Origin of the sequence: Bifidobacterium choladohabitans (genome assembly GCF_016102005.1) — a bacterium.
Lineage (GTDB): Bacteria > Actinomycetota > Actinomycetes > Actinomycetales > Bifidobacteriaceae > Bombiscardovia > Bombiscardovia choladohabitans.
The window spans coordinates 16567-39114 of the sequence record NZ_JACFPL010000005.1 but is presented as its reverse complement, the minus strand read 5'-3'; the positions used below and the strand labels follow the sequence as shown (position 1 = coordinate 39114).

Below are 22548 nucleotides of genomic sequence, written 5' to 3'. Positions count from 1 at the left end.
ACATTCCCCGTTAATCCTGTTCCGCTTGACCGCCAGTTTTTACTGAAGAGTTTCTCATCTGTGAAAGGTTTAACCGTGCGATCTGCAAGGTGGGCGACTATAGCAAAAGACGGCACGAATCATGGCGTGGCCTTGTTTGTGTCTTCGCGGCTGATTGAGGCGTATGCGCGGGCTTTTGCTCGCCACATCCAATGTGAGGAAGTTATATCGCAGCTTGGCTTGTTGGCATGAGATTAAGGACGTGGTGCCTGTCAACTCAATCCGCGACTATGCCGACGTGACGCCTGCTGACCAGCTGATGGAGTGCTTCCTCGAAGCCATTACCAACACTTGGTGGCTTCTGGGCACGCTGCTTTCCGCATCGGCGAACCAATCGCGCCTATGGTTGCAGACAGGACTCTGCTCAAACCTCTAGAATCTCAAGGTTAATGGAGATGTGTCCACCTTGCCTGAATATGCATCCAACCCAGATCCTGTATCCAAGTAGGTAACTCAACATCAGTAGTTTCGTTCCACTTAAATCACCTTATAGTAATTTGCTCTGGTCATTTTTATTCTCTTGCCCATAATCGAATCTTCGATACCTGACCTAAAAGTTGCAAGCCCGGCAACAGTGCGGAAAGCCTCTATTAGCACCATCATTGATGAACAATATTCCTGGAAGTTCTGGAGTGTCGAAGCACGGTGCCTCAGGTCCGGCAGTGGAAGATGAGGGGGGTACAGGGAAGTATGGAAAGGACGGCCATCATGGCTGATTATCACGTGCAATATGACGAGGATCGCGATCTGTGGACAGTCAAGCGGGCCGGGGCCTCACGCGTCTCCCGCACCTTCGCCACCAAGGCGGAGGCCACCAAGCAGGCCAAGGTCTTTGCAGACCGGTCCGGCGGCGGCGAGGTCAATATCCATAACAAGGGCGGCAACAAAATCCGCGACAAGCGCACCATAGGCAAGAAGGATCCCCGAGACATCAAGGGCTGAACGTCAACTGAACTCTGGGGCCTTCCCCGTCATAGGGCCTGTGCTGATGCCGAGCGCCGTGGGGATAAGCAACTATGCACTTCCAACCAGGCCCTTCTATCAGCCCGGCAGGATGTTGGGATGGTGAAGCATTGGCCGCCGTCGCTGGTCTGTATGCGTCCGCCCCCATAGACTGAAACCAACCGTGAAAGGTGGCGAGGTCGATGGCCGATGGATTCAACCAGCTGGATCAGCGGCTGGCGGACAGCGGGTATGACGAGGGTCTGCCAGCCTCCTATCCTCCTCGCCCGGATATTGATGAGCGTCCCATTCAGATAGCGCATGCCAACATCTGGAGTCGGTTTGCCGCAGTCACGGGACTGGTCTCGGCCCTGGCGGGCGCGGCCTTGCTGGCCCATGCCATAGCCCCCTCCAGACTGGGGGTCATAGGTCAGGTGGGCATCTCCGCCTGGGTGGGTGTCTCCGTGGCCTTTGCCCTCTTGACCATAATTTTGGTCATCATAGCCCGTCACTCAGGACCGGGCCCGAACCGGCCATCGGTGGGTTCGGCGGGCATTATTCTTTTGATTTGCGGAATGCTCTTGACCCTGGCAGGCCTGCTTATTGCCAACTCTTCCCCCAAGGGCATCATCAAGGCTCCTGCGCGTGACGAAGCGCCCACCAGCTCGCCCCAGGCCATGACCGGCGGTATCGACAAGGCTGCCGGACAGTGCGCCTCCGGCTGGCATGACATCAGCCCGGGCGGATATGTGGGCATCTCCCAAGCCCGGTATTGCACGGATACGACCATGGCCTACGTCGTCTTCGACAACGATTCGGCTGCCTCCCTGGCCAAGGGGCCTATCCGCGCCCGCGTGCCCGACCTGCTCTCCCGTTACGGAGGCGGATTGCAGCCCCAGGATCTATGGCTGCTGACCGGCAAGCGTTGGATGGTGGTGGGCAGCAAGGCCCAGGTGACCGGGCTGCAAGGCCAGTGGGGTGGCCAGGCCGAGCCGCTCATGGGCCAGCATTGAATGACCGGGCCTGTCGACTATCGTGGCAGGTATGGATCAAGCACAAAAGGATGACGGCGGATTGGTGGGTCGACCCTCCACGGTGGTGCCCGGCCGTTTTGGGCAGGAGCTCAAGGTCGAGCAGGTCCGTTGGTCCCGCAAGCAGGGCACAGCCAACCCCTCGCGGCCCATTTTTATACTCATGCACGGCTGGGGCTCCAACGAGGATGACATGGCGGACCTGATGCGCTACGTGGCCCCCTACAATGACTACGCCTCCCTGCGGGCGCCCATGGTGGTGCCAGGCAGCGAGCGTGGCATGTTCGGCCCGAGCTACACCTGGTTTCACGATATGCGCCCCGAGCAGGAGGACCTGGATCGAGATGGCTACGCAGCGGCCCGGGCAGTGGATGCCTGGGTTTCAGCCAACATCCCCGAGGACCGACCTGTGGTGGCCATGGGCTTCTCCCAGGGGGCCATGCTGGCTGTTCATCTGCTTCGGGTCAACCCTGAGCGTTACCGGGCCTCCATATGTCTGTCCGGGTTTCTGGCCCCGGGCCTGGTGCCAGGCACCGCTCCCGCGGATGAGCGCCTGGCCGGTTTGAACAAGCCGGTCTTCCTGGGGTTCGGCTCGGACGACACCACGGTGCCCAAGTACGAATTCCGTGCTCTGGCCGCCTGGCTGGACGAGCACGTTTGGCTGCACACCACCGAATACGACCACATGGAACATGCCGTCGACATGCGCGAGATGAACGACCTTCGCCAGTGGCTGGGCGAGATCGATGTGACCTCGGGCCTTATGTAGATCGGCTCACAGGGCCGAGTCGGCGTCGACCTGCATGACGTAGACGTTGCGGCGCATCTTCCTGGCCGTCGTGCGTGAGATCTCCCCGGATTCGACCATGTCCTGGATCTGGCTCAGCTCGATGGCATACCCTTCGCGCTTGGCCTCCTCCACCTGATCCCTGACGGCGGGTATCCCCGCGTATTCGGTCTTTCCCTCCGCCGAGGATTCGATCATCTGGTGGTTGATGATGGTGGTCAGCAGGTCTTCGGTCTTGAAGCGTCCCTTGCCCAGCTCGGAGTAAAGCTTTTCGATCAGGAAGTGGTTCATCTCCGCCTGCAGGTGGCGTCCTGCCACGTAGACCTGGTCCTTGTCGATCGGCTGGGTCAGGTGCTTCAGGCGGTGGAACTGGCTGTGCAACAGGCCTCTGATACGTCTGCGGGCTGTGTAGGCCCTCCAGCGGAGCTCCCCGCCCCTGTCCAGGTGGAAGAGGGACCCGGATATGGTGGACAGGATCCTGCGGGCGGCCTGTTCCTGGCTGCGCAGATTCAGCAGTTCGTCCTGGTCGTCTCCGCGCTCGTTGCGCTGGTCGATCAGCTGGGCGTCGGCATCCCTGTCGGCTACGGTCTCGGCCTCGGTGCTGGGTTCGGCCCCGGTCTCGTTCCCGGTGGCGGACTGCGTTGGTGCAGGTGCCTGCTCCATATCCGGGTCTTCGCTCTTAAGCTTCTCCTCCAGCTGATCCTGGGCCTCTTCGATCCGGCTCAGTCGCTCCTCCATGTAGTCTTGCTCCCACTCCATGGTCTGCACCTGCAGGTCCTGGAAGTCCTTGGGGGAGTACTGGCCGATTTGCGACTTGAGCTTGGCGATGCGGTGGTTGTACTGCTTGATCACCTGCTGGATGGCCAGCCGGTTCTCGTCGGTAATCCTGCTTGAGAGCTCACGGACCGTGCCCCTGAGCACTTTGATGGATTTTTCGACCTGCTGGGCCGGCACCTCGCTGCTTTGTGAGGGGGCCAGCAGCGGCAGGGCGAAGTTGGCCAGCACCAGGGTGACGATGATGACCCCGGCGGCCACGAAGATCAGCTCGCTGCGCATGGGGAAGGCGGAACCGTCGTCGGTCATATAGGGGATGGTCAGGGCCAGGGAGAGAGTGATGGTTCCCTTGGGGCCGCCGAAGGTCATGACGGCAGCCGACCTGAGGAGCTTGGACGTGACCCGTGGTCTGCTGCCGGTTCCACGATCCTTGGTGAAGATCAGGACGCTGGCTGTCCAGAGGAAGCGCAGCACGATCACGGTCAGGCAGACCACGGTGATGGTGGCTACCAGCATCCAGTTGCTGACCCGCCGGTCTCGCCAGCTGGTGCCCATGGCCGCCGGCAGCAGCATGCCCAGAAGGACGAAGACCGCACCGTTGAGGCTGAAGGAGAGCACCTTCCAGACGCTGGACGAGACGATGTTGGCCTTGGAGGTATTGGGTCCCACTCCGGTGTGGTCGAAGCGGATAAGCAGTCCGGTGGAGACCACGGCCAGGACTCCGGACACATGCAGGATGTCCTGTCCGACCATGTAAATCAGGAAGGGCAGGAAGAGCTCCAGCAGGATCCGGGTAGTGGTGGTTTCCCAGCCCAGGCGGCGGGCCGACTCAAAGAGCCAGTTGACCACAAAGCCCATGATCAGGCCGAAGCCGATGCCACCCACGAACTCGAGGAGGAACTCGCCCAGGGCCTTGGGCAGGGAGAAGGAGCCGGTCACGGTAGCCAGGATGGCGAACTGGAAGCCGATGACACCGGTGGCGTCGTTGAAGAGCGATTCGCCGGCAAGGATTGAATGTTCGTCTGGCGTGAGGTCGGCGCTCTCCCCTAGTGAGGAGACGGCCACGGCATCGGTGGGCCCCAGGGCGGCGCCCAGGGCCATGGCCGCGGCCAGTGGGAACATGGGCCAGGCGGCATGCAGGATAACCCCCACCATGATCATGGTCAGGGCGGCCAGTCCGATGGCCAGGGAAAGAGAGGATCGCAATCCCTTGAGCAGCTCCACCTTGTTGATGGTGTGGGCCTCGTAGTAGAGCAGGGGCGCGATGAACAGGACCATGAACAGCTCAGGGTCCAGCCGCATCCGTGGGAAAACGGGCAACAGGGCCATGACTGCGCCCAGGACGATCTGAACCAGAGGGGTGGAGATCCGGGGAATGAATCTGGAAATGAAGGAAGAGACGAGGACGGCAGCAAGTATGCACAGAATGAGGATGAATGTTTCCACGGGCTTCCTTTCCGCCACGCAATCCCGGGCGGGCTGCCGCAGGCCCGACTAGCAGGGTTCGTTCGACCAATGAAGGAATCTCCGAGTGCAGGGTCGCATGAGGATCGACGTCGCACAGACCAGTATACGGAATGGGGATATCCAGGAACAGCATTAATGGACAATGTGCGCTAAGTTGACACCTCAAGCCAAAATGGTGGACAGACTGCGCTCGCGATGGGCGAAAATTTGTGAAAATCCGGCCCGTGGACCCCTCGTAAACGCATGAAAAGCCGGCTTAATCGGTATACTCTTGAAGACCGGGAAGGCTCCGAACCTCCCAGCGAGCATTGCTTGCGGTGGCTGACCATGGAGCCCCATCTCTTGACCCTGGGGATTTACGCTCACGCTATTGTTTCCCCGATGCTTTTGGACATCCCCCGGTCCAGAAGGAAGATTGCAGGAAAGACTGCAGAGGGTCGCATGCGGGGACAAATGACCGATCCGGTTTGGAAAGGCCAGGTTGACCGATGACATCATCCATGACGTCTACAAACATTAAGAATCAGAACGCTGCGGCAGCAGGGGCTGACATGCGTTTCGACGACACCGACTGGCATAGCCTGGAGACCTCGGCTGTGCTGGACACCCTGCACACCGGGGACCAGGGTTTGGATACGCAGGAGAGCGCACGCCGACTGGAGATCTTCGGGCCCAACAGCCTGGCCGAGGCCCAGGCCAAACCCCGTTGGAAGCTCTTCCTGGAGCAGTTCGCCGGCCCCCTGATCGCCGTCCTGATGGTCTGCGGCATCATCACCATTTTTCTGCAGCACTATGTGGACGCTGCGGCCATATTCCTGGTCCTTTTCCTCAATGCCATCATCGGCTATGTGCAGGAGTCCAAGGCCGACAAGGCCGTGGAGGCCCTGACCACCCTGTCCACCCCCACCACACGGGTGGTGCGCCAGGGCCGGATGGAGCAGATTGACGCCGACCAGCTGGTTCCGGGCGATCTGGTCCTCCTGGAGAGCGGCGACCGCATCCCCGCCGACCTGAGGCTGATCGAAGCCCTCCAACTGCGCATCGACGAGGCCATGCTGACGGGCGAGAGCGAGGATGCCAAGAAGAATACGGACCCCGTGGACCGCGATGCAGCCCTGGGCGACAGGCACTGCATGGCCTTCTCGGGCACCATGGTCACCAGTGGCCGTGGACGGGGGCTGGTGGTGGCCACCGGTTCCGACACCGAGCTGGGCGAGATCAACGATCTGGTCCAAGTGGCCAAGGGCCGCACGCCCCTGCAGCGGATCATCCACCGTACCGAGGTGGGCATCGCCGTCGCCGTCATCCTGGTGGCCATCTTCGTCTTCATCGGCGGAGCCATCCTCAATGGCGACGCCACCGGGGCCTTCCTGTCTGCAGTCTCCCTGGTGGTGGCCTCAATGCCCGAGGCCCTGCCCATCGTGCTGACCGTGGCCATGGCCTTGGGTGTCTCGAGGATGGCCGAATACCATGCCATCGTCCGTTCGCTGCCGGCCGTTGAAACCCTGGGCTCCATCACCGTCATCGGCTCGGACAAGACCGGCACGCTGACCCAGAACCGCATGACCGTGGAACAGTTCACCCTGGGTGGCGGCCAGCCGGTCCCCGTCGAGGGTGTGGACCTGGGTGCAGCGGCTGTATCCGACGACGACCGTATGCGTGGTCTGGCCGCACTTGCCCGGGCCGGGGCTCTGACCAATGAGGCCCACCGGCAGCCGAATGAACAAGGCGGCATCGAATACAGCGGCGACGCGGTCGATATGGCCATGGCCCGCCTTGCCGACCAGACCGGGGCCGTGACCACCGAAGACCTGGAGGCTCCTATCGTCATGGAGACCCCCTACGAGCCGGAGCTGCTCCACTCCATGACCATCCGCCGCAGCCCTGACGGCACCCTGACCCAATACGTCAAGGGCGCCCCGGACGCGGTCATGGCCATGAGCCGAACCATGCTGGACCCGGATGGCCAGGTTGTTCCCCTGGACACCCAGGCCGTCCACAAGTCCTACGAAGCCATGGGCTCCCAGGGGCTGCGCGTCATAGGCGTGGCCAGCAGGGTCCTTTCCCCTGACCAGGATCCCGCTTCCCGCCGTCGGCCAGACGATCTGACATTCCTGGGGCTTGAGGGCATGCTCGACCCGCCTCGACCCGGCGTGCGCGAGGCCATCGCCGACTGCGCCGGGGCCGGCATCCGTGTGGTCATGATCACCGGCGACCACCCGGTGACCGCAGCCGCCATAGGCCGCCGACTGGGTCTTGAGAATACCGACCAGGCGCTGACCGGCAGCGAGATGCTGGAGATGAGCGACGAGGTCCTCCGGGCCCGTCTGCGCGAGACCTCCATCGCCGCCCGCGTCTCCCCCCAGGACAAGCTGCGCATTGTGGAGGCCCTGCAGGATGAGGGCCATGTGGTGGCTGTGACCGGCGACGGCGTCAACGACGCCCCGGCCCTGAAGGCCGCCTCGGTGGGCATCGCCATGGGCCGTTCCGGCACCGACGTGGCCCGGGAGGCCAGCGATGTGGTCCTGACCGACGACAACTTCGTCACCATCACCCAGGCCGTGCGCCAGGGGAGGGTCATCTTCAAGGCCATCCGCGGATCCGCCTACTTCCTCCTGTCCACGGCTGCAGCCGCCATGATCGCCGTCGGGGTCAATGTGATCTCCGAGGAGCCCCTGCTCTTCCTGCCCCTGCAGATGCTCTGGATCAACTTCGTGACCAACGGTGTCCAGGATATTGCCCTGGGATTCGAACCAGGCAACGGGGATGAACTGGAGTCGCCCCCACGTTCGTCCGGAGAGGGCCTGCTCTCGCGGGTGCTCTGGGCGCGACTGGCCGTCTGCGGGCTCTGGATGGCCACCTGCATCCTGGTCCTCTTCCGCCTCAACATCAACGCGGGAATGGATCTGGCCCACGCCCGGACCATCGCCCTGACCCTGCTGGTCCTCTTCAACTTCTTCGTCGCCATGTCGGCCAGGTCCGAGAACAGGTTGATCTTCCAACTCAATCCCCTGGACAACACCTTCCTTCTGGTGGCCTCGTTCGTGGCCCTGGGCATCCATGCGGGGGCCATGTATCTGGCTCCGGTTGCGGGCGTTCTGGGCATGGCCCCCTTGAGTGCAAGCCAGTGGCTTATCTGCCTGGTGATTGGGCTGACGGTCCTGATCTTCAGCGAGGGCGACAAGATGGTCCGTGCCTTCCTGGCCAAGCGTGGCATCGACACGTCCGGGCGGCCCAAGGGCCATCTGCGCCATGTGCGCCGCCGCATCGCGGGCATGATCAACTGAACCGACTTGTCGGGCTGGACTGTCAGACTGAACCCGTGCAAGAACGGTGGAAGGCGCCCATGGAGGAGGCCCTGCGGCTGGCCGGCATAGCCGGAGACCGGGGGGATGTGCCCGTGGGCGCCCTGGTCTTGGATGCCTCGGACCGGGTCATCGGTCGGGGCTTCAACCAGCGGCAGGCCTTGGGCCGTCCCCTGGCCCACGGCGAGATGGAGGCCATCGGGAAATCCGACGCGGGCTGGGATTTGGCAGGGTGCACCATGGTCGTCACCCTGGAGCCCTGCCCCATGTGTGCAGGAGCGCTGATGGCCTGCCACTTCAGCAGGGTGGTCTTCGGCGCCTGGGATCCCAAGATGGGGGCCTGCGGGTCGGTTTGGGATCTGCCCCGTGACCCGCACACCGGGACGAAGGTCGAGGTGCTGGGCGGTATGTGTGAACAGGCATGCGCCGGGATCCTTGCCGGCTTCTTCGCCCGGCACCGCCAGGACTGAGTCCCGTTTTCAGCTGTGGTTGTGATTGGCCCTGTACCGCTGGAAGGCCGGGGTGACCTGGAGGGCCGCCCAGATGCAGCGCAAAACAATCAGACAGAGGTAGGCGGCGAACAGATTGGCGCCCACTCGCGCGCTGACCCCTGAGGCCGCCCAGGTGCCCACCGGCGTGGTCAGAGCGGCCACGATCCCCAGAAGCAGCCCCTGACCGGCGTGGACCAGGTGGTGGCGCAGGTTGGTGAACGTTCCCGACAATGAACTGGGCAGGATGGCCAGCAGGGAGGTTCCCCTGGCGATCAGATCGCTGGCGCCCAGCAGGGCCAGGGCCGGTACTGCAATGGCTCCGCCGCCTACGCCCAGCAGCCCTGACAGGGTTCCGATCAGGACGCCGACCAGCAGAATGATCAAGGCCACCGCCGGGCTCAGCCGGATGCTGCTCTCCCTGGAGGGCGTGGACAGCAGCTGTTGGGCAATGACTGCCATCAGGAAGCCCACGTAGAGCCACCTGAGTATCACCTCAGGAAGCCGGTCCAGCAGCCAGGTGCCGATCTGCGCCCCAATGACCGTGCCCACGGCCAGCAGCAGGGCGGCCAGCCAGTCCACATGCCCGCCCAGGGCGTAGGAGGCCACCCCTGCCAGCGACATGGGAATCATGGAGGCCAGCGAGGTGGCCGAGGCCTGCCGTTGCTGCAGTCCGGTCCACACCAGGGCCGGTACGATGATCGATCCGCCGCCGATGCCGAACATCCCCGACAGGAATCCGCTGATCACGCCCACCAGGACCAGGATGGCCAGGGTCCGCCGGTCCATCCCTCCGGATCCGCTCTGCTCTTTCTGCATGGGTTCCAGCCTAGGTCGACGTTTTCTCCGGGATGACAGGATGTCCGCGTATGCGGCCAAGTCCTCCAAGGTGCAGAGATCCGGGCGTATTCCAGTCCTTATGTCCACCATGCGACCGTTGCCTCGGTTCCCTTCTGCCGTCTCGGCATACTGCTTGGTATCCCCCGGGCCGGTCCCCGGAGGTGCGTTGCCTAATCAAGAGAACAAAGAGGGTGTGTTTCGATGCGTTATACGGTCATCGGTGCCGGAGCCATGGGCTATCGGCTGGGCGTGCTGCTGCAGGAGCAGGCCGGCCTGCAGGTGGATTTCGTGGATACCTGGATGCCCAATATTGACAAGGTTCATGACCAGGGAGGTGTCTATGTTTCCCGCGATCATGAGAATCGGCATTTGGTGCCCGTCAACATTTACACCCCCGAGGACTACAAGGGCGACCCCGACGTCTGGATCGTCATGCTCAAGCAGATGCAGCTTGAGGGGGTCCTGGAGCGTTGCGCACCGCTCTTCCGAGACCATCAGGTGGTCTTCTCGGCCATGAATGGCTGGGGGCACTTCGACAAGCTGCTCAAGTACTTCCCCAAGGAGCGCATCTACGGCGGCACGGCCATGATCGGCACGGTCCTCAATGGGCCGGGCGACGTGGACTTCATCGGCAAGTCCGGGGGCGGTTCCATGCACCTGTGTGCCATGACCGAGCAGACCACCGACCTGGAGCGCCGGATGGCCGAGGACTTCAAGGCCGCCAACCTCAACCCCATCCTGACCGAGAACTTCGAGGGCACCTGCCTGGCCAAGATCATCTTCAACTCGGTGGTCAACACCATCTGCACCATGTACCAGATCACCATGGGCCAGTTCATCTCCTACCCGGGGGCCAAGGACATGTCCCGACAGCTGATCGACGAGGCCTATGACGCCTGTGAGCGGGCCGGCAAGCAGTTGATCCAGACCCGCCAGGAGACCCTGGACGAGGTGGACTATGTCAGCCGCGTGGGCAACCCGCTCCACTACCCCTCCATGTACCAGGACATGTCCAAGGGCCGTCCGACCGAGGTGGACTACATCAACGGCTATCTGGCGCGCCTGGGCCGCGAGCATGACTACGTCTGCCGGACCCAGGAGTTCCTGACCCACGGTGTCCACCTGGCCGAGCTGGCCTTCCGCGTCCACCATGAGGAGCAGTCCGATCAGGGGTGATGCCAAGGGGCTACTGAGCAGATTTCCATGAATTACTTTCCCAAGTAAGAAAAACACGCACTTCCAGACAAGTTAGCCGCGGGCCCCTAGCATGGAGCCTGATTTATCAGTGTCGGCGACCGGCATCGCCGGACTTATGGCGGAGGTGTCATGGAGGATCATCGCGACGGCCCAAGGATGGGGTCTTATCGGAGCAAATCGAATCCGGGGGTTCCCCTCAGGTTGGTTTACATGGAGCAATCCGGGCTGTCCCTTGCCGTCCTCTTCCCGGGGAAGGGTCTGCCGCGGATAGTTCACTGGGGCGATCCAGTGGCCGATCCGCAGGCCCTTCTGGGAACCTACGACGCTCTGGCCCCGCAGCGGGTCTCGGGAGGCCTGGATCTGACGGCCTGGCCCAGCATCCTTCCGACCCAGTCCGAGGCTTGGACCGGACAGCGCCGACTGCGTATCAGCCGCGGCGGTGTTGAGGTCTTTTGCTGCTTCCAGGTGGAATCAGTCGATCTGGGTGCAGAACCGATCCGGCCTGACGACTCCGCTGTCCCGACGCTGAAGGTTCAGGCCCGTGACCGGGACCAGGGCGTGGGGCTGACCTGGCGTTGCCAGGTGCTTCCGTCCGGCCTCGTCAGGCAGCGTGCGGACCTGTTCAACCTGGACACGGCCAGAGATCTGGATGTCAACGGCCTGGAGCTGGCTTTTCCTTTGCCGGCCGAGGCAACCGAGATTCTGACCACCACCGGTCACCACCTGCGCGAGCGCAGTCCACAACGTCAGCCCTTGACCGTAGGCCGTCTGGAGCGTCCAAGCCTGGTGGGCCGGCCGGATTTTGATTCCTCCCTGGTCATGTGCGCTGGTCGACCCGGGTTCGGATTCGAACATGACGAGGTATACACAGTCCACTTGGGCTGGAGCGGCAATGGTCTGCTCAGCGCCGAGAGGATTCCTTCGGCTCCCGCATTGCTGGGCGGCGGCGAGATTCTGATGGCCGGGGAGATCACGCTTCCTCCTGTTGACGGTCATTCCGACCAGCAGGTATATTCCACGCCCTGGCTCTATGGTTCCCGTGGCAAGGGGCTGGACCAGGCGGCCCACAGGTATCATGCTTTCCTGCGGTCCCTGCATCCTGGGTTGGCCTCACGTCCCAGACCCGTCACTCTGAACACCTGGGAGGCGGTCTACTTCGACCAGTCCTATGACAAGCTGGCTGCCCTGGCCGAACAGGCCGCCCGTATAGGTGTGGAGCGTTTTGTCGTTGATGACGGCTGGTTCCAGGGCAGGCGTTCGGATGAGTCCGGGCTGGGGGACTGGTCCATCGATCGGCAGGTATGGCCCGAGGGGTCTAAGAGCCTGGAGGCCCTGGCTGCCAGGGTGCATCAGCTGGGAATGGAATTCGGCCTCTGGTTCGAGCCCGAGATGATCAGTCCGGACTCAAACGTCTTTCGCGAACATCCTGACTGGGTCATGTCCCCGAGGCCTTCCCGGCTGCCCGTCGTAGGACGCAACCAGCAGGTCATGGATCTGACCAATCCCGATGCCTTTGCCTATATGTTCGAGGCTATGGACTCGCTCATTGCGCTTATGGGCATCGACTACATCAAATGGGATCACAATCGCTACGTGACCGAGGCCTGCTCTCCCTGGTCGGGACGTCCCGCCGTGCATGCGCAGACCGAGGCGATCTATGGAATCATGCGTGACCTGAAAACCAGGCATCCTGGTTTGGAGATAGAGTCCTGCGCTTCAGGGGGCGCCCGCATCGATCTGGGCGTATTGCAGTATGCCGATAGGGTCTGGGTTTCGGACTGCGTTGATCCGGTCGAACGGGCCGACATCCAGCGGTACACATCCCTGCTGGTGCCGCCGGAGATGATGGGTGAGCATGTGGGTGATTCCCCGGCCCATTCCACCGGCCGCGCCACCTCGCTCGGTCTGCGTGCTGCCATGGCTTTCTTCGGTCATATGGGCGTGGAATGGAACCTGCTTGCCGTGCCCCGGGACCAGCTGGATGAGCTGGGGCGCTGGATCGATTTTTACAAGCAGTGGAGGCATATGCTGCATACCGGTCATGTAGTACACGGTGATGCACCAGACCCGGCGGTCCGCTTGGATGGGGTGGTCTCTGCTGACGGCTCGCAGGCACTCTACCGCTTCACCCAGTTGACCTCCTCGGTCAATTACCCCCCGCAGCCCTTGGCGCTTCCCGGCCTGGATTCCAAGGCTGACTACCGGATCAGACCCTTGGATGTCTGCTGTGACCTGGATCGGATCGGCAACGGACAAAGCCCTCTGGGCTGGTGGCGTCCCCAAGGCGTGGTCCTCCCGGGTGCGACCTTGGGCGCTCAGGGAATCCGGCCACCGGTCATCCATCCGGCGGAGGCAGTGATTTTTGAAGCGAGCCGTATCTGAATCAATCCAGCCGTTTCCCCACTCATTCGGGCTTATCGGTCTCTTCGGGACCCTGCAGGTACCGGGCGATTGCTCTGGCCGCGGGGGCTTGGGCCCAGCGGAGCCAGTCGCCGTCGATGATCTTCACGGGGACATCGACCATCTGGCTGTGGCGGAATGAGGCCGTGCCCTTGCGTACGGATTCGGTACACCTCTTCATCAGATAGGAGGTCTCCCCGCCCACCAGAACCTTCTCGGGCAGGGCCACGTTGGCCACCAGGGCGATCAGCACCCCTAGCCGATAACCGGTCAGATTGAGCAGGGTCTCCGCCTGCGGCATGTCTTCCTCCAGGTCTTTGACCAACTTGTCAAGGCCAGCTGCCTGGCCGATGGCATGCGAGTACTGCTCAGCCAGGGATCCTGTAGTCAGGCACTGGGCGCAGCCGCGATGGCCCAGATAGCAGACCGGTCCGTCCGGATCCACCAGCTGATGGCCGATCAGCCCAAAACCTTCATCTGGTGAGGAGACGGGCATGCCGTGCTCGCTTAAGGCATAGCCGATGCCGGATCCCATGGTGATCAGAGCGAATCGATCCAGCCCGATGCCCTCGCCGAACCATCCTTCGTACAGGGCCAGGGCATCCAGATCATTGAAGACCAGACAAGGCAGATCACATGTGTCCTCCATCTGGGCGGCAAGATCAACGGGCTCGCTCCAATGCAGGAAGGGGGCGTAGGTGACGACCCTGTCCTGCTCCGCCCGTCCGCCCAGGGAGACGGCAAGGCCGGAGGGGCTGGGCAGCCCGGCCTGGCTGATTTCGCGCATGCAGTCCTGCGTAAGGTTCGACAGCATCCTTACAACCTGGCCCGGGCTTCGTTGTCGAATGTGATGGCTGTGGGGCCGGCCGACGGGTCGGCAGGCCAGGTCCGTCGCCGTGGCCAGCGCAGTGCCACCGTGAAGATTGATGCCAATGAAGGTCTTGGCTTCCCGGCGGATGACCAGGGCCTGCTGCGGTCTTCCTACGCTACCGGGACCATGCTTGCGGCCATCCTGCCTTCCTGGTTCGTCTGCCTGCGGTAGAGTGCCGGCTTCCCTGATGACCCCGCGGTGTGTCAGATCGTTGGTGATGCGCGATACGGCACCCTGGGTCAGGTTGAATCGCCGCGCCAGAGCCACTCTGGAGATCGGGCCGTGCTGGAGGATTTCAACGGCGATGCGGTGGGTGTATTCGGAGGCTGTGAACCAGGCTGGGAACGGCCGTGCCTCTCCTGAGCGGTCGGTGTTCTCGTGGCGGTTGGATCTCTGGTTGTCTCTGTCGGCCACGGCGCCTCCTTACGGACAAACCCCATACACTGAACAGCCTATCCTAATTACTTTCTTAACGAAAGGAACTCGCCGGGACTGGGAATGAAATATCCCGGCCCCTTATGCTGGTCCGCAGAAGCATCTAGGTCATTGCTGCCCGTGCGGATGGTAAAGGAGCCAAATATGAAGGATATCGGCAGTAGGGAAGGATTCGGGCTTGGCCGAATATCGGCCTGGGTCCGCAACGGAGTCGCCTCACTCCTGGCTCTGTTGACCATCGTGGTCATGGCGGGCTGCGGCTCGGCAGGTTCAGGTGTAGTCACCCTGGACTTCTTCCAGTTCAAGTTCGAGGCTGCGGACCAATTCAAGGCCATGGTGGCAGAGTTTGAGAAGCAGAACCCTGACATCCGGGTGAACATCAACAATTCGGCCGACGCCCAGACGGATCTGCGCACTCGTCTGGTTAAAAACCGGGTGCCCGACGTCATCACCTTCAACGGCGACATCAGCTTCGGCATGTTCGCGGCATCCGGGGTCTTTCATGATTTCACTGACGATCCCCTGGTCAAGGAGCTCAATCCGGGCATGGTGTCGATAGCCAGGAATCTGGTCCAGACCAAGGATCCTTCGGCCAAGCGCCTGTATGGTCTGCCCTTTGCAGGCAACGCCAGCGGGTACATATACAACAAGACGCTTTGGCGAAAGGCGGGGGTCGACCCTGACAATCCGCCGCGTACTTGGTCGGAGTTCACGGCAGTCATGGACAGGTTCAGGGATCAGGGCATCGAACCTGTGCAGGGCACTCTCTCCGATTCCTGGACCGCCCAGGCTCCCTTGGCGTCTCTGGCAGGGACCCTGGTCCCTGAGAGCAGGTACAGGGATCTTCTGGCCGGGAAAACCGATTTCAAGACCCTGTGGACACAGCCGGCTCGGCGCGAGGTCGAGCTCTTCAGCCATTCCACCGGTGACAAGGGCGTCACCTACCAGCAGGGCACTCAGAATATGGCCAAGGGCAAGGTGGCGATCCTTCCCCTGGGAACATACGCCATACCGCAGATCAGGATGATCGATCCGGATGTGGACCTCGGATTCGCCCAGATGCCGGCCAATGATTCCCCCTCCCAGCAGATACTGACGGCTGGCGACGACGTCATGCTGACCATGGGCGCCAACACCAGGCATCCCAAGGAGGCCATGCGGCTGATCCGTTATCTGATGCAGCCCCGGCAGCTGCGCACGTATGCAAAGGCCCAGACGGCCTTCACACCGACCAGAAAGGTGGAGGCAGGCGATCCGGCCCTGAACGGGGTTCTTCCCTTCTTCCAACAGAACCGCTTGGCCGACTTCTGCGACCATTACATCCCCTCTTCCATCAATATCGGCGGCTATCTGCAGACCATGGTCACCAAGGGGGATGTGGATGGCTTCATCGGTTCCATGCAGAACGAATGGGACAAGGTCCAAGCAAGGAACTTCCAATGATGAAAGGTAGGGACTCAGACATGGCACAATCCAAGACCGTCGGCGTCCACACTGCTGACGTAACAGCCAAGGCCAGAAAGCGGCCTTCAAGGTTCTCCAACCGCAAGGTGGACCGCGCCTTCTACTGGATGGCGGTCCCCGCCGCTCTGATTTTTGCGCTCTTCCTCTATGTGCCCTTCCTCCAGGGTGTGGCCTACTCCTTTACGAATTCCCAGGGATACGGGCGTTTCTCATGGATCGGCTTCAAGAATTACGGCGCCCTCTTCCGTGATGGCCGCGTGGGCCACGCCTACCTGTTCACTCTGTTGATCGCCATCCTGATCACCCTGTTGGTCAATTTCATCGCCCTGTTCATCTCGGTGGCGCTGAATGGAAAGATCGCCTTCAAGAACGGATTCCGGGTCATCTATTTCATCCCCTACACGCTCTCGGTTCTGGTCATCGGCTATGTCTTCAAATACATCTTCATGACGCCCCTGCCGGCTCTAGGCAAGGCCCTGGGCATCGGCTGGCTCTCCCAGTCCCTGCTGACCAGCGAGCACTATGCATGGATCCCCATCGTCTTCCTCTCGGTCTGGCAGGCGGTGGCTTATTCAACCCTGATATATCTGGCGGGTCTACAGACCATCGACTCGGAGGTCTATGAGGCCGCATCCATCGATGGCGCCAACGAGTGGCAGAAATTCTGGAGGGTCACCTTCCCCCTGATTGGCCCGTTCTTCACCATCAATCTGGTGTTGACTCTGAAGAATGCCTTCAACACCTTCGATCAGGTGGTGGCCCTGACCGCAGGAGGACCTGATTCCAGGACGGAAACAGTCACCTACCTCATCTACAAGGGCGGCCTTACCGGAGGCGAGTACGCCTACCAGACAGCCAACGCGGTCATGTTCTTCATCGTCCTGGCCGTGATTGCGTTCATCCAGCTGGGCATTTCCAGAAGAGGGGAGAAGATCTGAGATGGCACAGACAGCGCTTATGCAGCCGCAGACACCGGCACAATCAGCAGGAAGAGGGGGAAGGCGGCATTTGGGATCCCCGGGATCACGCCTCAAAAGGGTCAACTGGTGGCTGACGGCCACCGTGGCTGTCCTCTCCCTGACGATTCTTGTGCCGCTCTACTTCACCGTGGTCACGGCTCTGAAGACCCCTGCGGAAGCCGGAACCTTCAGCCTGCCCTCTTCCTGGCAGTGGCACAATTTCGCCGATGCCTGGAACAAGGTCAACTATCCCAAGGCCGCGCTGAATTCGGCCATCGTCACGGTCTGCGCAGTGGCACTCACCCTGCTGACCAACACCTTCGTGGCCTATGCCGTAGCCAGGAATATGGACAAGCGCTTCTTCCGCTTCCTCTACTACTTCTTCATCGCGGCCATGTTCGTCCCCTTCCCCGTGGTCATGCTTCCCATCGCCAAGCAGTTCGGCAGCTGGCACCTGGACAACGTGCCCGGTCTGATCCTGCTCTACGTGGTGTTGGGCCTGGGCACCAACCTCTTCATCGCCACGGGGTTCATCCGATCCATCCCCACCGCTCTTGAGGAGGCCGCCCGCCTGGACGGCGCAGGTACCTGGAGGATATTCTGGACCATCATCTTCCCTCTGATGGGTCCGATCAATGCGACCATCGCCATCACCACTGCTCTCTGGGCCTGGAACGATTTCCTCATGCCGTTGATCGTTTTGACGGATCAGACCAGCCAGACCATCCCTCTGGCGCAGTATGTCTTCAGCTCCCAGTTCGCCACCAACTATCCGATGGCCTTCTCCAGCTACCTGATGGCTCTGGCGCCCATCCTGATCGTCTACTTGTTCGCACAGAAGTGGGTCATCAGCGGCGTTATGAGAGGAGCTGTCAAATAGCCCCGCCAGGACAGGCGGTCAGGGCAGCCTATAGTGGAGGTCACAGAACAAGGAAGTCCCAGGAATCCAATCTTCGTGAGGAGGACCATGACCCAGAAAGAACGCATGCAGCTGCCCGATCGGGTACGGACCAACGGAGCCACCCCCAATCCCTGGTGGGCCAACGCGGTGGTCTACCAGATCTATCCACGGTCCTTCCAGGACACCAACGGCGACGGCTACGGCGACCTGCCGGGCATCACCCAACGGCTGGACTACCTGGCCGACCTGGGCGTGGACGTGATCTGGCTGAGCCCGGTCTACAAGTCCCCCCAGGACGACAACGGCTATGACATCGCCGATTACCAGGACATCGACCCCATCTTCGGCACCATGGACGATATGGACGAGCTTCTGGACCAGGCCCACCGTCGGGGGATCAAGGTGGTCATGGACCTGGTGGTCAACCACACCTCGGACGAACACGCCTGGTTCCAGGCCTCCCGCAACAAGGACGACCCGCACGCCGACTGGTACTGGTGGCGTCCCGCCAAGGCCGGCCACGAACCCGGCACCCCGGGCGCAGAGCCCAACCAATGGGGGTCCTACTTCGGAGGCTCCGCCTGGCAGTACGATCCGCAGCGCGGCGAATACTACCTGCACCTGTTTTCCAAGAAGCAACCCGACCTCAACTGGGAGAACCCCCGGGTCCGGCAGGCCGTCTTCGACATGATGAACTGGTGGATGGACCGGGGTATCGACGGGTTCCGCATGGATGTGATCGTCATGATCTCCAAGACCGTCGACTCCGAGGGGCGTCTGCCTGGCGAGGATGGATCGGCCATCGCTGACGGTCCTGTAGGGCCCGAGGGGTACTCGTCCTCGGTGCCCTTCTGCGTGGACGGCCCCAGGCTGGACGAATTCCTCAGACAGATGCGCAGCCAGGTCTTCCAAGGCCGGCAGGGCTACCTGACCGTGGGGGAGGCTCCCAGCCTGGCACCTGCCCGCAGCGGGCAGATCACCGACCCCGCCAGCCACGAGCTGGACATGCTCTTCCTCTTCACCCAGACCGAGGTTGACACGGGGGACAGCAAGTGGGACATCCGCCCCTTCCAGGTCTCCCGGCTCAAGACGGCCATGGACGAGCAGCAGCAGGCTGTGGCCAAGGCCGGATGGGCCAGCCTCTACTTCGACAACCACGACCAGCCCAGGATCGTCTCCCGTTGGGGCGACACCTCCAGCGAGGAGCTGCGCTCGCGTTCGGCCAAGGCCCTGGGGCTCCTCCTGCACATGCACCGGGGGACCCCTTACATCTATCAGGGCGAGGAGCTGGGCATGACCAACGCCGGCTTCACCAGCCTGGATCAATACCAGGATCTGGAGTCCATCAACCTCTACCACCAGCGGGTCGACCAGGCGCACGAGCAGGATCCGGAGTCCATGATGGCCGCCCTGGCCTATATGAGCCGCGACAATGCCCGTACCCCCATGCAGTGGGATTCCACCAGGTTCGCAGGCTTCACGGCTCCGTACGCCCCCAAGGAGCCCTGGCTGGCCGTCAACCCCAATAGGGACAAGGTCAATGCCAAGACTGAGCAGCGTGATCCGGATTCGGTCCTGGCCTTCTACCGGGAGCTGATCCGCCTGCGGCACACCAATCCGGTCGTGGCGGCCGGTGACTTCACCCTTCTGGATCCGGATGCGGACCAGATCTACTCATTCACCCGTTCCCTGGACCAGGCACCGGAACCCAAGTCGGGACCCGAAGCTGACAGCGTTCTGGACGCCCTGCCCTGCCAGCGCCTGCTGGTTGTGGTCAACCTGAGCAGCCGCCCGGCCTCACTGCCGCCTGAAACCGCAGCGCTTCTGGGCCTGGACCAGACCGGGCTCACCTCCATGGCCCTTGGAGCGGTGGACCCCGACCGGATCCTCATATCCACCTACCGGCCCGAGCAGACTGCCAGCTCCTTGCTGACCGGCCGCCTGTCCCCCTGGGAGGGTTTCGTCTACCGACTCTGAGGAAAACCCCGCCGTCGGCACGTTTTCCCGGCTAGAGTGGAAGTCAGCGATGCCCTGATGGGCCTGTACGGACCGGTTGGGTCCCCGGGTCCCGGGGCTATGGGTCCGCGCCGTGGTCAATCCCGACGATTCCGGCGCGGACGGGAAAAGAAAGCGGGTTGCATGTCTCGTCTGATCATCGTCTCCAACCGTTTGCCAATGTCACTACAGGCACGGGATGACGGCTCCTACACCTTGCGGCAGAACGTGGGCGGACTGGCCACAGCCATCGGCCCCTACCACCGTTCCCATAAGGACAGCCTCTGGATCGGCTGGAGCGGCATCGATCCTCAGAAGTACTCGGAAAAGGAGCTGGCCGGCATCCGGCAGGCCTACCGGGAGAGCCGGTGCATACCTATCTTCCTGAGCAAGGAGGAGCTGAACGGGTACTACGCCGGCTTCTCCAACAACACCCTCTGGCCGCTCTTCCATGACTTCTCGCATGAGGCCGTCTTCCGCCAGGAGGACTGGGAGATGTACCGCAAGGTCAACATGCGTTTCGCGCAGGTGGTGGAGCCGCTCATCCGCAAGGGCGACACCATCTGGGTCCAGGATTACCACCTGATGCTCCTGCCCAAGATGCTGCGCGAACGCTATCCTGATGCCTCCATCGGCTGGTTCCTGCACGTGCCCTTCCCCAGTGCCGAGATCTTCCGCTCCCTGCCCTGGAGCCGCGAGATCCTGGAGGGCGTCCTGGGTGCCAACCTGATCGGCTTCCATACCGTGGACTTCTCCGCCAGCTTCCTGGCCTCGTTGCACAGGCTGCTGCCCGAACTGCCGGTCAACCAGGACGGCGTGGTCGAGATGCCTGACGGCCACAGAGCAGCCATCGACGCCTTCCCCATCGGCATCGATTACAACCTCTACCGGCGTACCGCCCACTCCAGCCTGGCTCGGGCCATGCGGCGAGGGATCGACGAGGTCTGCGGCAAGTCCCCCCGTCATCGCTATCGCACATCGGTGACGGCTGAAGGGGTGGCGGCCAACGAAGCCGCCGCATCGGACGCCAACTGGTGGAGCCACTACATGAAGGAGGACATCCCCGAGTCCACGCTGGCCAAGCAGGCGGCCTCCTCGGTGGGCAGCCGGTCCAACAAGGTCATCGTCTCGGTGGATCGTCTGGACTACACCAAGGGTCTGCCCGAGCGGCTTCAGGCCTTCGGCCGCATGCTGGACAAGTACCCTGAGTGGGTGGGCCATGTCACCTACTACCTGCTGGCCACCCCCTCGCGGGAGGTCGTCGAGTCCTATCAGCGGCTCAAGGCCCAGGTGGACCAGCTGGTGGGCGAAATCAACGGCCGCTACTCCCTGCTGGCCTGGACCCCCATCCACTACATCACCCGCTCCCTGTCCATCAAGCCGGTCTGCGGCATCTACACGGCTGGCGATGTAGCCCTGGTCACCCCCCTGCGTGACGGGATGAACCTGGTGGCCAAGGAATACCTGGCCTGCCATGACGGACGCGACGGCACCCTGGTCCTGTCGGACATGTGCGGGGCGGCAGACGAACTGACCGATGCCTTCATCGTCAATCCCTACGATATCGACATGGTCTGCGAGGCCCTCCACAACGCCCTGGAGATCACCCCCGAGGAGTCCAAGCGGCGCAACATCCGCATGCAGGCCCGACTCAAGGTGCGCACCGCAGCCAACTGGTGCACCTCATTCCTCGACTCCCTGCGGCAGGTGTCCGCTCCGGGCATGACAGATAGGAGGCTGCGTATGGATCACCACAACGCCATCGTCCGTCAGTGGGACGGTGCTCATCGTCGTCTGGTCCTGTGCGACTATGACGGGACACTGACCCCGCTGGTTCGCCGTCCTGAGCGGGCCAAGCCCACCCAGGCCCTCCGTCGTCTGCTGACCCAGGTGGGGAGCAACCCCGATGTGGACTTCCTGCTGGTCTCCGGCCGCAGCCATCAGATCATGCAGGATTGGTTCGGCGACCTGCCGGTGGGGCTGATTGCCGAGCATGGCGCCTGGAACCGCAACCTGCCCGGCAGCGACTCGGAGGAGTGGCAGCGGGCGAAAGGCCTGCCCGACTCCGATACCTGGCAGAAGGTGATCCGGCCCATCATGGATGAATCGGCCACCAGGGTTCCTCACTCCTTCGTGGAGAGCAAGTCGGATGCGGTGGCCTGGCACTACCGGATGAGCGATGCCCAGGTGGCCGACCAGGAGCGCCAGGATCTGCTCCGTCGTCTGCGCGGAGTAGTGGTCGGCCTGGGGCTGATGATCATGGAAAATTCCAAGGTCGTCGAAGTCACCCCTGTGGCCACCAGTAAGGGCCAGGCCATCCTGCCCTTCGTCAACAGCGGCGACTACGACTTCATAATGGCCCTGGGCGACGATGAAACGGACGAGACCATGTTCGCCGTTATGCCCGATAAGGGCTGGACCATCAAGGTCGGGCCCGGCCAGACCAAGGCCCGGCTGCGGGTCAACGATCCGACCGCGGTCACTCTGCTGCTGGCCGACCTGGGTGCCGGTGTGGCCCGTGACTCCAATGAGCCCGTGGCATCCCACGACTTCCGCGACGACCATACCGTGGTCGACGAGGCGCATGCCCAGCTCACTGACGACAAGTAAGGCAGACGACCGCAAGCCATCACCTGCGACTGTTAGCCACTAC

15 protein-coding genes are annotated in these 22548 nt (G+C 62.3%); 12 read left to right on the top strand and 3 right to left on the bottom strand.

The genetic code is table 11. The annotated features are described in order from the left end of the window. The first annotated feature begins 747 nt into the window (after positions 1-747). The 3 genes from H3S97_RS07935 (at position 748) to H3S97_RS07925 (ending at position 2781) form a co-directional block, all read left to right on the top strand. Complete coding sequence (locus tag H3S97_RS07935; RefSeq protein ID WP_144085876.1) at positions 748-981, top strand: DUF2188 domain-containing protein; 234 nt, start codon at positions 748-750, stop codon at positions 979-981. Positions 982-1184: 203 nt separating this feature from the next. Next, positions 1185-1994, top strand: coding sequence for a hypothetical protein (locus tag H3S97_RS07930; protein ID WP_198220214.1), 810 nt, complete (start codon positions 1185-1187; stop codon positions 1992-1994). A gap of 31 nt (positions 1995-2025) precedes the next feature. Next, on the top strand, positions 2026-2781 hold the full coding sequence (locus H3S97_RS07925; RefSeq protein ID WP_198220213.1) for an alpha/beta hydrolase: 756 nt from the start codon (positions 2026-2028) through the stop codon (positions 2779-2781). A 6-nt stretch (positions 2782-2787) separates the two neighbouring features. Here H3S97_RS07925 and H3S97_RS07920 read toward each other — a convergent pair whose 3' ends face one another. Beyond that, positions 2788-5019, bottom strand: coding sequence for a cation:proton antiporter domain-containing protein (locus H3S97_RS07920; protein ID WP_198220212.1), 2232 nt, complete (start codon positions 5017-5019; stop codon positions 2788-2790). Positions 5020-5591: 572 nt separating this feature from the next. Between H3S97_RS07920 and H3S97_RS07915 the strand changes: the two genes are divergently transcribed. Both H3S97_RS07915 and H3S97_RS07910 read left to right on the top strand, forming a co-directional pair. Beyond that, complete coding sequence (locus H3S97_RS07915) at positions 5592-8327, top strand: cation-translocating P-type ATPase (protein WP_232356384.1); 2736 nt, start codon at positions 5592-5594, stop codon at positions 8325-8327. Between the two features lie 59 nt (positions 8328-8386). After that, on the top strand, positions 8387-8815 hold the full coding sequence (locus H3S97_RS07910) for a nucleoside deaminase (RefSeq protein ID WP_198220264.1): 429 nt from the start codon (positions 8387-8389) through the stop codon (positions 8813-8815). Between the two features lie 9 nt (positions 8816-8824). Here H3S97_RS07910 and H3S97_RS07905 read toward each other — a convergent pair whose 3' ends face one another. Then, positions 8825-9763, bottom strand: coding sequence for a sulfite exporter TauE/SafE family protein (locus H3S97_RS07905; protein WP_269749257.1), 939 nt, complete (start codon positions 9761-9763; stop codon positions 8825-8827). 111 nt (positions 9764-9874) lie between these two features. On the opposite strand from H3S97_RS07905, the gene H3S97_RS07900 reads away from it, so the two are divergent. Together H3S97_RS07900 and H3S97_RS07895 are read left to right on the top strand one after the other, a co-directional pair. Next, a complete protein-coding gene (locus H3S97_RS07900; RefSeq protein WP_198177007.1) occupies positions 9875-10849 on the top strand; it encodes a ketopantoate reductase family protein in 975 nt (324 codons plus the stop codon). Between the two features lie 177 nt (positions 10850-11026). Next, on the top strand, positions 11027-13252 hold the full coding sequence (locus tag H3S97_RS07895) for an alpha-galactosidase (RefSeq protein ID WP_198220263.1): 2226 nt from the start codon (positions 11027-11029) through the stop codon (positions 13250-13252). Between the two features lie 22 nt (positions 13253-13274). Here the strand turns inward: H3S97_RS07895 and H3S97_RS08525 are convergent, their stop codons facing one another. Further along, positions 13275-14555: an ROK family transcriptional regulator gene (locus H3S97_RS08525; RefSeq protein WP_198220209.1), complete on the bottom strand. Its 1281-nt coding sequence runs from the start codon at positions 14553-14555 to the stop codon at positions 13275-13277. 267 nt (positions 14556-14822) lie between these two features. Between H3S97_RS08525 and H3S97_RS07885 the strand changes: the two genes are divergently transcribed. The 5 genes from H3S97_RS07885 to otsB all read left to right on the top strand — a co-directional run bounded on the left by H3S97_RS07885 (position 14823) and on the right by otsB (position 22505). Further along, entirely contained in the window at positions 14823-16019 is a 1197-nt protein-coding gene (locus H3S97_RS07885; RefSeq protein WP_232356389.1) for an ABC transporter substrate-binding protein, read from the top strand. Between the two features lie 20 nt (positions 16020-16039). Continuing rightward, positions 16040-16978, top strand: a complete 939-nt coding sequence (locus H3S97_RS07880; protein WP_154313702.1) for a carbohydrate ABC transporter permease — start codon at positions 16040-16042, stop codon at positions 16976-16978. A gap of 1 nt (position 16979) precedes the next feature. Further along, positions 16980-17879, top strand: a complete 900-nt coding sequence (locus H3S97_RS07875; protein ID WP_232356382.1) for a carbohydrate ABC transporter permease — start codon at positions 16980-16982, stop codon at positions 17877-17879. 87 nt (positions 17880-17966) lie between these two features. Then, positions 17967-19877 carry a glycoside hydrolase family 13 protein gene (locus tag H3S97_RS07870; protein ID WP_198220207.1) on the top strand — a complete coding sequence of 637 codons (1911 nt, stop codon included), beginning with the start codon at positions 17967-17969 and terminating at the stop codon, positions 19875-19877. Between the two features lie 57 nt (positions 19878-19934). Next, entirely contained in the window at positions 19935-22505 is a 2571-nt protein-coding gene (gene otsB / locus H3S97_RS07865; protein WP_332468278.1) for a trehalose-phosphatase, read from the top strand. Positions 22506-22548 lie beyond the last annotated feature (43 nt).

Coding starts and splice junctions, on each gene's coding strand:
- H3S97_RS07935 (WP_144085876.1), top strand. CDS start 748: ATGGCTGATTATCACGTGCAATATGACGAGGATCGCGATCTGTGGACA.
- H3S97_RS07930 (WP_198220214.1), top strand. CDS start 1,185: ATGGCCGATGGATTCAACCAGCTGGATCAGCGGCTGGCGGACAGCGGG.
- H3S97_RS07925 (WP_198220213.1), top strand. CDS start 2,026: ATGGATCAAGCACAAAAGGATGACGGCGGATTGGTGGGTCGACCCTCC.
- H3S97_RS07915 (WP_232356384.1), top strand. CDS start 5,592: ATGCGTTTCGACGACACCGACTGGCATAGCCTGGAGACCTCGGCTGTG.
- H3S97_RS07910 (WP_198220264.1), top strand. CDS start 8,387: ATGGAGGAGGCCCTGCGGCTGGCCGGCATAGCCGGAGACCGGGGGGAT.
- H3S97_RS07905 (WP_269749257.1), bottom strand. CDS start 9,763: ATGGTGGACATAAGGACTGGAATACGCCCGGATCTCTGCACCTTGGAG.
- H3S97_RS07900 (WP_198177007.1), top strand. CDS start 9,875: ATGCGTTATACGGTCATCGGTGCCGGAGCCATGGGCTATCGGCTGGGC.
- H3S97_RS07895 (WP_198220263.1), top strand. CDS start 11,027: ATGGGGTCTTATCGGAGCAAATCGAATCCGGGGGTTCCCCTCAGGTTG.
- H3S97_RS07885 (WP_232356389.1), top strand. CDS start 14,823: ATGGCGGGCTGCGGCTCGGCAGGTTCAGGTGTAGTCACCCTGGACTTC.
- H3S97_RS07880 (WP_154313702.1), top strand. CDS start 16,040: ATGGCACAATCCAAGACCGTCGGCGTCCACACTGCTGACGTAACAGCC.
- H3S97_RS07875 (WP_232356382.1), top strand. CDS start 16,980: ATGGCACAGACAGCGCTTATGCAGCCGCAGACACCGGCACAATCAGCA.
- H3S97_RS07870 (WP_198220207.1), top strand. CDS start 17,967: ATGACCCAGAAAGAACGCATGCAGCTGCCCGATCGGGTACGGACCAAC.
- otsB (WP_332468278.1), top strand. CDS start 19,935: ATGGGCCTGTACGGACCGGTTGGGTCCCCGGGTCCCGGGGCTATGGGT.